This is a genomic window from Kluyvera sp. CRP (assembly GCF_019930565.1).
GTDB lineage: Bacteria > Pseudomonadota > Gammaproteobacteria > Enterobacterales > Enterobacteriaceae > Kluyvera > Kluyvera georgiana_A.
The window spans coordinates 3,868,658-3,880,132 of the sequence record NZ_CP082841.1; the positions used below are offsets into that span (position 1 = coordinate 3,868,658).

Annotated in this window: 7 protein-coding genes and 1 pseudogene; 5 read left to right on the forward strand and 3 right to left on the reverse strand. The window is 52.9% G+C overall.

The window, feature by feature from the left end:
• Window positions 1-30: 30 nt before the first annotated feature.
• Together K7B04_RS18315 and K7B04_RS18320 are read right to left on the reverse strand one after the other, a co-directional pair.
• Window positions 31-2,403 carry a glycoside hydrolase family 3 N-terminal domain-containing protein gene (locus K7B04_RS18315; RefSeq protein WP_223802705.1) on the reverse strand — a complete coding sequence of 791 codons (2,373 nt, stop codon included), beginning with the start codon at window positions 2,401-2,403 and terminating at the stop codon, window positions 31-33.
• A 203-nt stretch (window positions 2,404-2,606) separates the two neighbouring features.
• The gene (locus tag K7B04_RS18320) at window positions 2,607-3,458 is read right to left on the reverse strand and encodes a helix-turn-helix domain-containing protein (protein ID WP_163446498.1); all 852 of its coding nucleotides are present in this window, start codon (window positions 3,456-3,458) and stop codon (window positions 2,607-2,609) included.
• A gap of 286 nt (window positions 3,459-3,744) precedes the next feature.
• Here K7B04_RS18320 and K7B04_RS18325 point away from each other — a divergent pair, with 286 nt between their 5' ends.
• Together K7B04_RS18325 and K7B04_RS18330 are read left to right on the forward strand one after the other, a co-directional pair.
• Entirely contained in the window at window positions 3,745-4,995 is a 1,251-nt protein-coding gene (locus K7B04_RS18325; protein WP_223802706.1) for an oligosaccharide MFS transporter, read from the forward strand.
• 44 nt (window positions 4,996-5,039) lie between these two features.
• On the forward strand, window positions 5,040-6,242 hold the full coding sequence (locus K7B04_RS18330) for a glycoside hydrolase family 88 protein (RefSeq protein ID WP_223802707.1): 1,203 nt from the start codon (window positions 5,040-5,042) through the stop codon (window positions 6,240-6,242).
• A gap of 164 nt (window positions 6,243-6,406) precedes the next feature.
• Here the strand turns inward: K7B04_RS18330 and ppsA are convergent, their stop codons facing one another.
• A complete protein-coding gene (gene ppsA / locus K7B04_RS18335) occupies window positions 6,407-8,785 on the reverse strand; it encodes a phosphoenolpyruvate synthase (RefSeq protein ID WP_223802708.1) in 2,379 nt (792 codons plus the stop codon).
• 331 nt (window positions 8,786-9,116) lie between these two features.
• Between ppsA and K7B04_RS18340 the strand changes: the two genes are divergently transcribed.
• The 3 genes and pseudogenes from K7B04_RS18340 to hemP all read left to right on the forward strand — a co-directional run bounded on the left by K7B04_RS18340 (window position 9,117) and on the right by hemP (window position 11,464).
• Window positions 9,117-9,950 carry a pyruvate, water dikinase regulatory protein gene (locus K7B04_RS18340; RefSeq protein ID WP_035896136.1) on the forward strand — a complete coding sequence of 278 codons (834 nt, stop codon included), beginning with the start codon at window positions 9,117-9,119 and terminating at the stop codon, window positions 9,948-9,950.
• A 153-nt stretch (window positions 9,951-10,103) separates the two neighbouring features.
• A complete protein-coding gene (gene aroH, locus K7B04_RS18345) occupies window positions 10,104-11,150 on the forward strand; it encodes a 3-deoxy-7-phosphoheptulonate synthase AroH (protein ID WP_163446502.1) in 1,047 nt (348 codons plus the stop codon).
• A gap of 91 nt (window positions 11,151-11,241) precedes the next feature.
• A pseudogene (gene hemP / locus K7B04_RS18350) lies at window positions 11,242-11,464 on the forward strand (hemin uptake protein HemP).
• Window positions 11,465-11,475: the final 11 nt, after the last annotated feature.

Here is an 11,475-nt window from a genome sequence, read left to right on the forward strand (position 1 = left end):
CCCCCGGATGCATCACACCCGTGTTCGCGATTAACGCCCCACTTCGCAGCGGCTCATCATTTGCCAGTTGAAAGGCAAAACGCGGGTCTCACCGGTTACCCTCACCGTCGCGCGGCCATGAATGTCCGCCGAAGAACTCCCCACCTGCAGTTCAAACTCGCCGGGCTCAACAATGCGTTGGCCTTCGTAGCTGGTGAAGTTGAGCATATCGACCGGCAGCGTGAAGATGAGCGTCGCCTGTTCACCCGGCGCAAGCGTAACGCGCTGGAACGCTTTCAGTTCCTGAAGTGGGCGCACCATTGAGGCGACCTTATCGCGGACATAGACCTGAACGACTTCACTGCCGCTGCGTTCACCGTGGTTTTTCACCGTCACACGTAGCGTGATGTCACCGTCGATAGACACTTCTGACTGCGTTAACTGCGGCTCACCGTAGTGGAAATCCCCCCAGCCTTTGCCGTAGCCAAATGGATACAGCGCGCCAAAATGGAACGCAAACGGCGTACCGCCGCTCTTCAACTTGTGGTTGTAGTAAAACGGCATCGCGCCCGCGCTTTTCGGTACGCTCACCACCAGACGCCCCTGAGGTTCAGCGCGGCCAGTGAGCACATCAGCAATCGCCCAACCGCCTTCCTGCCCCGGTGCCCAGGCCAGCATTAGCGCCGCCACTTTTTTCTCCAGCCCTTGCAGGTTATATGGACGTCCGCCGGTCATCACCACTACCACCGGCTTGCCGGTATCCACCAGCGCCTGAAGCAGTTGTTGCTGAACGCCTGGCAGATTCAGGCTATCGGTATCCGACCCTTCCCCTACCGTCCCACTCTGGAACAGACCCGCCAGATCGCCGACACAGGCGACGATCACATCGCTGTCCTGCGCAGCACGCACCGCGTCGGGAATCAGGCTGAGATCCTGTGACACCGGGGAGGGCTGCATCGGTTTGCCCGAGCTGTCGCCGGGGAAAACCGGCGCACCGGCCATTCTCTGCTCGATGATGTGACAGCCTTTGGCATAACGTACATGGCTGTCGCCAAGATAGTCACGCAACGCCGCCAGCGGCGTGGTGACCTGCGAGGTGTTGTCGACCATATCGCTGATAATCAAATGCACCGGGAAGCTATAGCCGCTAAGCAGTGCCAGCGGGTCGTCCGCGGTTGGGCCAACGACCGCAACGCGTGAATTTCCGGCGATTGGCAGCGCATTGCGATTCTCCAGCAACGTGATGGATCGGGTAGCCACCTCTCTGGCCACCTGTCGCGTAGCGTCGGACTGCAGCGAGATCGCGTTTTCATCAACGTAAGGATGCTCAAACAGACCAAGACGGAATTTTTCCGTTAAGGTACGTGAGACGATTTCGTCAATTTTTTCCGGAGTGATTAGCCCACGCGCAACCGCCTCTGCCAGGTGACGCGCACAGTCATCCTTCGGCAGCTCAACGTCCAGCCCGGCGTTAAACGCCAGCGCCGCCGATTCCGCCGCATCCTGCGCCACGCCATGGTGCTGATGCAGCAGGCTGACGCCGCCGTAATCGGCCACCACAATGCCGTCAAAGCCCCAGCGCTCACGCAATATGGTGGTCAGCAGGAAGCTGTCGCTGTGGCCGGGTTGGTTATCAATGTCGTGATAGGCCGGCATCACCGAACCGACGTTTGCACGTTTCACCGCCATCTCAAACGGCAGCAGGAAGGTATCGTTCAGTTCACGAAAGCCGAGATGCACCGGCGCGTGGTTACGCGCTCCTTCGCTGAAAGAGTGACCGACGTAGTGCTTCAGCGTCGCCAGCACGTCGCGTTTCTCGCCCTGCAGGCCTTCAACATAGGCGCAGGCCATCACGCCCACCAGCCACGGGTCCTCGCCAAATGTCTCTTCCGTACGCCCCCAACGCACATCGCGTGAAACGTCCAGTACCGGCGCCAGCCCTTGCTTACAGCCCGTGGATCGCGCCTCTTCCCCTATTTGCCGGGCCGCGCGTTTCACCAGTTCAGGATCCCAGGTGGAACCATAGTTTAGCGACGAAGGAAACAGCGTTGCATCCTTGCACAGGAGCCCCACCAGACATTCTTCATGGAACAGTGCAGGAATCCCCAGACGCGTTTCTTCCATCATCATTTTTTGCAGGCGGTTAGCCGCGCGCACGCCGGTTTTGGCGCCGACAATATGGGTACCCAACGGGCGGGTGATCTGCCCGACGCCCATCTTTAAACGTTCACTCAGGGAAGTTTGCTCACTGACGCCCGCAAACTCATCGCTCATGTCGGTACGCTCACGATGGTTGCCGTCTTCCGACAGCACCAGCCACCAGGCATGCATCTGGGCGTATTTCTCTTCAGGCGTCATTCGCGCCAATAAGTCGGCGACGCGTTCCTTAATGGGACGTTGAGGATCTTTGTAAATCGGGGTCATAGCCATTCTCCTGATTCGCTGATAAATAGCCGAAAATATTCCGCTAAGCTTGTGGTCCAGGTAGCAGTATTCAGAAGTGACGGATGGGGAACAATTGTTGAAATTGCCTGAAGATTTACGATATTTGGTTTTCTTTGCGGAGTGTGATCGCCCGCAACTCTTGTAGCATGATTACAGGCATTTCTTAGCGCTATGCCGCGCGTTCAATGGTTTTCTTCGGCATATTGTTTACGGTATTGCAAAGGGGACTGGCCCAACATTTTTTTAAAGCAGGTAATAAAATAGGTCATATCAGTAAAACCTACGGTATGGGCAATTTCCGTCACGTTCAGTGACGAATAGCGCAACAAATCGCAGCTTTTTTTAATTCTGCGCGTCAGAATATACTCTTGGATCCCTCCTCCCGTTTGTTGGCGGAAAATTCGCGAGGTGTAGCTGCGTGAAAATCCCATGTCCGATGCCAGCTCATCCAGCGAAAATTTCTGCTGATAATGTTCTTCCACCCAATGCATGATGCGGGCAGCGATCGTCTGCTGCTGATGGGCCTCGCCTTGCAGTTGTTCAGGGAGAAAATCCAGTAACTGCATCACCAGAAAAGCGACATCGCTGGCGGAGTTATAGCCTTTACGCTCCAGCGCTTCGAAGCGATCGAGGATATGAGCGACATAATCTGCATGTTCGCTGAGATCGTGAATTTGCGCAGGCGCGTGCGTGCCAGACAGTGCAGCAAATTGCGCCTGCTGACGTGGGAACATTCGCAAGGCACTATTCACTTCATTGTGCTCAATATGCATCGCCGTGCGATAAGAAGGGTTGTTCTCTGCCACCTCAACCTGCACCTTATGCAGGCGAAATGGTGGGAAGATAAAAAGCCGGCCGGGCCTGGCCGTGTAGTGCTGCTTGTCTACGACAACAATCCCATAACCCTTTGAGATATATAGAAACTCAACACACTGATGCCAGTGATAATAATGAGCGCTTGACCCCATTGGCCTCTGAAACGACACCACCTCATTTCCTAGCGCAATTCTTTCCAGCTTTTGCGGTTCACTCATTTTTCACCATGACAATAAAATTAAGCTTTACTGCTATACATTGCAGATATTGCTTAATGTTTGAACATAAATCTAATCAAACTTAAAAATGACAATAATTCTGTGAACATGCTCACGCTAGCACGGGAAATAAAGACGCTAATCTCCGTCCGTCAGCATCCGGGTTGTGCTTTCAGGCCTTATCCTATAAATATCTATCAACACGGCAGGAAATTATGATTACGACAGAATATGTTATGCTTGTTCCGTACTCTGATGATTACCCAATTTATACTGGAGTCGCATCATGAACACGATGTTATTGACCCGTATAGCACAGTTCAAAATGAGCAGTTTTATATTTCTCTATTTTTTTACCTGGTCTTCCAGCTTTGGGTTATATGCCTTATGGTTAAGTCAGAAAGTTGGATTGGATAGCGTCACTATTGGTACTGTATTCGCCGTCAATGGTGTCTTTGCCGTAGTATTAAAGCCAGTATACGGTTACATCATGGACAAAATAGGGATGAGCAAGTGGTTGCTCTATTTTGTTTGTGCCACATCAGCTTTAATGGCACCTTTTTTTGTTTTTATTTATCAACCTCTACTGCTAAGCCATACGCTGCTGGGAATTATTATAGGGGCATTTTATTTAAGCTTAGGCTGGTATGCCGGTGTGGCAGCCGCCGAGTCGTATGCCGATCGCTTCAGTCGCCTTTACGGTCTGGAGTTTGGCCGTATCAGAATGTGGGGCTCGCTTGGCTGGGCGCTTGCCGCCTCGATGTCTGGGGTACTTTTTAACTATACGCCCGCGGCTAACTTTCTGCTGAGCAGTACGACCTCTTTAGTGATGCTGGCGGTGTTATTGAGTTTGAAGATAGGTGACGAACAGCTGCGCAATAACACCGTTATCTCCGATAACAAGATTGTTTTTGCCGATGTCATCGCCTTGATGCAAAGCCGTAAATTCTGGATGTTTAGCCTGTATGTCGCCGGCGTTGCGTGGATGATGTTTGTCGCGGAGCAACAGTTCCCGCGCTATTTTGTCTCCTTCTTTGCCACCAAAGAGCAAGGTAATGCCTGGTATGGTTACCTGGGAACGCTACAGGCCGGTATCGAATTTCTGATGATGATGTTTATTCCGGCGTTAGTTAACTATTACGGGGCCAAAAAAGGATTATTGCTCTGTGGGTTAGTGGTGGGTTGCCGTCTGATTCTGTCTGGCTTGACCGTCGACCCTATTATGATTTCGATTATCAAACCTTTCTATGGTGTTGAAATCGCGCTGCTCTTAATATCAGTTTTTAAATACATCGCGGAGCATTTCCACAAACGGGTCAATGCCACCATGTATTTATTAGGTTATCAGGCCATGGTCTATGTAGGTTCCGTTGTCGTCGCACCACCGGCGGGTTATTTATACGATAAAATAGGTTTCTCTCACACATTTTTAATCATGGGCTGCTGCGCGTTATTATTCACAGCCATCTCGGCTTTTACCTTATCCAGCAGCATTGCAGGAAAAAAGACATTACCAGCTCGGGCTGAAAGCGCGTAATCAAGAATTATTTAAACACCCAAGTAGTAATTACAGGATAATTTATGACTAGTAATAAAACGGCGCACGTCGTTACTGAAGCCCTGCGCCCATTCGATAACGCACCGATAGATCGTCAGGTATTAAAAATAAAAGTGGATAATGCTCTTCAGCATATTACCTCACGGATTGACCGCACGCTATTTGCGCTGGGCGATAAGTTTCCTAATGAAGCCTGCGAAGGAGGGAAATGGCAACCGGCAGAAAATAATCAGTGGACCAATAGTTTCTGGACCGGCCAGCTTTGGCTACTCTGGGAGATGACCGGCTACGATAAATATCGTCAGGCGGCTGAGCGATTTATTCTCTCTTTTGCTCATCGGCTGGCAAACCGGGTTGAGACGGATACCCATGACCTTGGTTTTCTCTATAGTCTCTCCTGCGTAAACGCATGGCGTCTGACCGGCAATACCCGTGCGCGCGATATCGCGCTGCATGCGGCGGAAATGATGATGCAACGCTACAACCCCACGGCGGGGATTATCCAGGCCTGGGGCGATCTGACGGACCCGGAGCAACAAGGGCGGATGATTATCGACTGCAATATGAACCTTCCGCTGCTCTACTGGGCTAGCGAGCAGACGGGTAACCCTGCCTTTGCCCAGGCGGCATTGTCCCACGCCACGCAGGCTGCAAAATATATTGTCAGGCCCGATGCTTCGACGTATCACACCTACTATATGGACGTGAACACCGGCGAACCGCGCTATGGCAACACGCACCAGGGCTATAGCGATAGTTCCTGCTGGGCGCGTGGACAGGCGTGGGGAATTTACGGGTTTATGCTCAGCTACCTGTATACCGGCAAAAGCAGCCTGGTCGACCTGACGCGTAGCCTGAGCCACTACTTTATCAACCGTTTGCCAGAAGACTTCGTCTGCCACTGGGATCTGGCGCTCGTTGATACAGACGCCGTGCGCGACAGTTCCGCCGCCGCTATTGCAGCCTGTGGGCTGCTGGAGCTGACGAAAGCGCTCCCTGCGACCGATGCGCATCGGATGCAGTATGAAGAGTGCGCACTGCACATTATTCATTCATTAACGGAGCACTATCTTTCTACCCATGACGAGAGCTGTGAGGGACTGCTGATGCATTCGGTTTATCATATGCCGGCCGGTAAAGGCGTTGATGAATGCTGTTCCTGGGGAGATTACTTTTACCTTGAAGCTCTGATTCGCGTACGTCAGTGCTGGAAGCCTTATTGGTAACTCAGGTGAGAATCGCGCTAATTGAACGTTTGGCGCTCATAGCCGTAACAGTATGACTCACCATAAAAAAATCCGTAATCTCTGTGAGATTACGGATTTCTATATCACCGCTTTGCCGTCACCCAGGCATTAACTGAACGCCCGGGATCTCAGCAGAATGGTCATCACTTTTTCAGCTCGGCCAGACTCAGCCAGGTCTGCACGACGGTATCCGGGTTCAGCGACAGGCTATCGATTCCTTCATCCATCAGCCAGGCAGCAAAGTCTTCGTGATCGGACGGCCCCTGGCCGCAGATACCGACATACTTGCCCTGCTTCTTGGCTGCGCGAATCGCCATCGACAGCAGCGCTTTCACCGCCTCGTTACGCTCATCAAACAGCGCGGAAACGACGCCAGAGTCTCGATCCAGACCCAGCGCCAGCTGCGTCATGTCGTTTGAGCCAATGGAGAAGCCGTCAAAGTGTTCAAGGAACTGCTCCGCCAGCAGGGCGTTGGACGGAATCTCACACATCATGATGATCTTCAGCCCGTTTTCACCGCGCTTGAGGCCCTGACGCGCCAGTTCATCCACCACCGCTTTCGCCTGATCCACGGTACGTACGAACGGTACCATGATTTCGACGTTGGTCAGCCCCATGTCGTTACGCACGCGTTTCACCGCTTCACACTCGAGGGCAAAGCAGTCACGGAAGCTGTCAGACACATAGCGACCAGCACCACGGAAGCCGAGCATCGGGTTCTCTTCTTCCGGTTCATAACGTTCGCCACCAACCAGATTGGCGTATTCGTTCGACTTAAAGTCAGACAGACGCACAATCACGCGTTTCGGATAGAACGCCGCGCCCAGCGTGGCGATCCCTTCCGTCAGACGGCCAACGTAGAACTCTTTCGGCGAATCGAACCCTTTCATCATTTCGCGGATTTCGTTTTGCAGTTTTGGTTCCTGGTCGTCGAATTCGAGCAGTGCACGTGGGTGCACGCCGATCATACGGTTGATGATGAACTCCAGACGCGCCAGACCCACGCCTTCGTTTGGCAAGCAGGCGAAGTCAAACGCGCGGTCCGGGTTGCCGACGTTCATCATGATCTTCAGCGGCAGATCCGGCATGGTATCCACGCTGGAGCTTTTCACGCTGAAGTCCAGCAGGTCGGCGTAAACGTAGCCGGTGTCGCCTTCGGCACAGGAAACGGTGACCTTTTCGTCATCCTTCATGCGCTCGGTGGCATCGCCACAGCCCACCACCGCCGGGATCCCCAGCTCACGGGCAATAATCGCCGCGTGGCAGGTACGTCCGCCGCGGTTGGTGACAATCGCCGCCGCTTTTTTCATGATCGGTTCCCAATCCGGGTCGGTCATGTCGGTGACCAGAACATCGCCCGGCTGGATGCGATTCATTTCGCTGATGTCATGAATGACTTTAACCGGGCCCGCGCCAATACGGTGACCGATGGCGCGGCCTTCCGCCACGATACGCCCTTGCGAGTGCAGCGTATAACGTTCCATCACCTGCCCGCGCGAACGTACCGTCTCAGGACGCGCCTGAACGATAAACAGCTTGCCGGTATGACCGTCTTTCGCCCACTCGATGTCCATCGGACGACCGTAGTGCTTTTCAATTTGTACCGCCTGCTTCGCCAACTCCTGCACTTCGTCGTTAGTCAGCGAGAAGATATCGCTTTGCTGCTGCGGCACGTCTTCAATGCGCACCTGTTTGCCATGCTCCTGGGTCGGCGCATAGACCATACGAATTTTCTTCGAGCCCATGGTACGGCGAACAATCGCCGGGCGACCGGCGGCGAGGGTCGGTTTGTGAACGTAGAACTCGTCCGGGTTCACCGCGCCCTGCACCACCATTTCCCCCAGGCCCCACGCGGAGGTGATAAACACCACCTGGTCAAAGCCGGATTCGGTATCGATGGAGAACATGACGCCAGAGGAAGCGAGATCGGAACGCACCATCAGCTGTACGCCCGCGGAGAGCGCGACGCCGCGATGGTCATAGCCCTGATGCACGCGGTAAGAAATAGCGCGGTCGTTGAACAGTGAAGCGAACACGTGCTTCACCGCCACCAGCACCGCGTCATAGCCCTGGACGTTAAGGAAGGTTTCCTGCTGACCGGCGAAGGAAGCGTCCGGCATATCTTCAGCTGTTGCGGAAGAACGCACGGCAAAGGAAGCATTGGCGTTATCAGCGGCCAGCTGGTTATACGCTTCGTGAATTGCCTGTTCCAGTTCGCTCTGGAAAGGAGTGTCGATGATCCACTGGCGGATCTGCGCGCCGGCTTTCGCCAGGGCGGTAACGTCGTCAATATCGGTGTTATCCAACAGTTGATAAATCTGCTGGTTTACGCCGCTCTGGTCGAGAAACTGATTAAACGCATCGGCAGTGGTGGCAAATCCGTTGGGCACAGACACACCCATTCCGGACAGATTAGTAATCATTTCACCCAAGGAGGCATTTTTGCCTCCAACTCTGTCTACATCATTCATGCCGAGTTGGTTGTACCAAAGCACCAGCGGTGACGAGCCATTGTTGGACATCGAGACAATCCTTTTTTGATTTAAAGAAGCAGTGATAAGAAACGACTGACTACTTAAAATATCCTCGCATATTTAAACGGCCGAAAAAAACGGTGAATCGTGTAAGCAAATTATTTTTTTACTTTTTAGGATTGATTCCTGTTTATTCATAACCTACTGATTAGCCTGAAAAGGCACAAAAACATGCGGTCTATTGACCTCTTTTGGAAATTGAAACGACCATTTCATTAAAAATAAAAATACCGTTTCATTTTTAAATTTAAGACAAATACGTCTGGCTTGTGTTTAAATTTAATTTACCCTTTCAGGCAATTAACGGGAGTCAAGCAATATGGATAACGCAGTCGACAGGCAGGTATTTTATATTTCTGACGGAACCGCGATTACGGCGGAGGTGCTCGGCCACGCGGTCATGTCGCAGTTCCCGGTAGCGATAAACAGCATCACTCTGCCGTTTATCGAAAGTGAAAGTCGCGCGCGGGCGGTGAAGGAACAGATCGATGCTATCTACCAGCAAACGGGCGTACGGCCTCTTGTGTTCTATTCGATTGTGATCCCCGAAATTCGTGACATTATTCTGCAATGTGAAGGTTTTTGTCAGGATATTGTGCAGGCACTGGTCGCGCCGTTGCAGGAAGAGCTGAAGCTTGACCCAACGCCGATTGCTCACCGTACCCACGGCTTAACCCCCGGCAACCTGACCAAATACGATGCACGTATCGCCGCCATTGACTACACCCTGGCACACGACGACGGCATCTCGCTGCGTAATCTCGATCAGGCGCAGGTGATTCTGCTGGGGGTTTCGCGCTGCGGCAAAACCCCGACCAGCCTGTATCTGGCGATGCAGTTCGGCATTCGCGCAGCCAACTACCCCTTTATTGCCGATGATATGGACAACCTGGTGCTGCCTGCCTCGCTCAAACCGCTGCAGCATAAGCTGTTCGGACTGACAATCAATCCTGAGCGTCTGGCGGCCATTCGTGAAGAGCGGCGGGAAAACAGCCGCTATGCGTCAATGCGCCAGTGCCGAATGGAAGTGGCCGAGGTCGAGGCGCTTTACCGCCGTCATCAGATCCCATGGCTGAACAGTACAAACTACTCGGTTGAAGAAATTGCCACGAAAATCATGGATATAATGGGATTAAGTCGCAGAATGTACTAACACACTAGTACAATGCAGCAAATTTGGTTATCATAGCTTTGTGATTGAGAGCACATTACCTGCCACGCTTGAATTAAACCCAGATTGGTTTATCGTGATGTGCATCACTTCCCAGCATCTTGACTGGTGAAGCAACAAATTTCTGAGACTTCCATGAATAAGACCGATGAATTGCGTACCGCTCGAATTGAGAGCCTGATTACGCCTGCTGAACTTGCTCAGCGCCACCCTGTATCACCGGACGTTGCGGCCCACGTCACCGCCTCACGCCATCGTATTGAAAAAATCCTCAACGGTGAAGACCGTCGTCTGCTGGCGATAGTGGGCCCCTGCTCCATTCATGACCTCGATGCCGCGATGGATTATGCTCGTCGCCTTCAGGTGCTGCGTGAAAAGCATCAGGGCGAGCTGGAAATCGTCATGCGCACCTATTTCGAAAAGCCGCGCACCGTGGTGGGCTGGAAAGGATTAATCTCCGATCCCGACCTGAACGGCAGCTACCGCGTTAACCACGGTATTGAGCAGGCACGTAAGCTGCTGTTACAGGTCAACACGCTGGGTGTACCGACGGCGACCGAATTCCTCGATATGGTGACCGGTCAGTTTATCGCCGATTTAATCAGTTGGGGCGCCATTGGCGCCAGGACAACGGAAAGCCAGATCCACCGTGAAATGGCCTCTGCGCTCTCCTGCCCGGTAGGTTTTAAAAACGGCACCGACGGCAACACCCGCATTGCGGTTGACGCTATTCGCGCGGCGCGCGCCAGCCACATGTTCCTGTCGCCGGATAAAAACGGTCAGATGACTATCTATCAGACCAGCGGCAACCCGTATGGCCATATCATTATGCGTGGCGGCAAAAAACCGAACTACCATGCCGACGATATCGCCGCGGCCTGCGACACGCTGCATCAGTTTGATCTCCCCGAGCACCTGGTGGTTGACTTCAGTCACGGCAACTGCCAGAAGCAGCATCGCCGTCAGCTGGAAGTGTGCGACGATATCTGCCAACAGATCCGCAATGGTTCCTCGGCTATTGCCGGTATTATGGCGGAAAGTTTCCTGCGTGAAGGGACGCAAAAGATCGTCGCTGACCAGCCGCTAACCTACGGTCAGTCGATTACCGATCCGTGTCTGAGCTGGGAAGATACCGAACTGCTGCTGGAAAAGCTGGCAGCCGCAGTCGCCACTCGTCTCTAAGCCTCCCCCGCCCACCGTTCAGCGGTGGGCCATTGCCCCTACCCGATCTAGTGGTAAATAACGCTTGCGGTTGTCTCGCCAAAAATCGATAATAATTCTCATTGTTATATTGATTTTCATTATAAATTTAGCAAATGGATAGCTGCGCAAAACAGGAAACCAAGAAGGATAATACCCCCCATCCTCTTCCTCAGGATCGGCGGATCGACAGCCAGACGCTGTTAGGCAATGAGGGTCGTTTAATCATTGAGCATGGAGAGCAGCAGTATCTGCTACGGCAAACCCAGGCAGGAAAGCTGATATTGACCAAATAGCTGCGCCATTG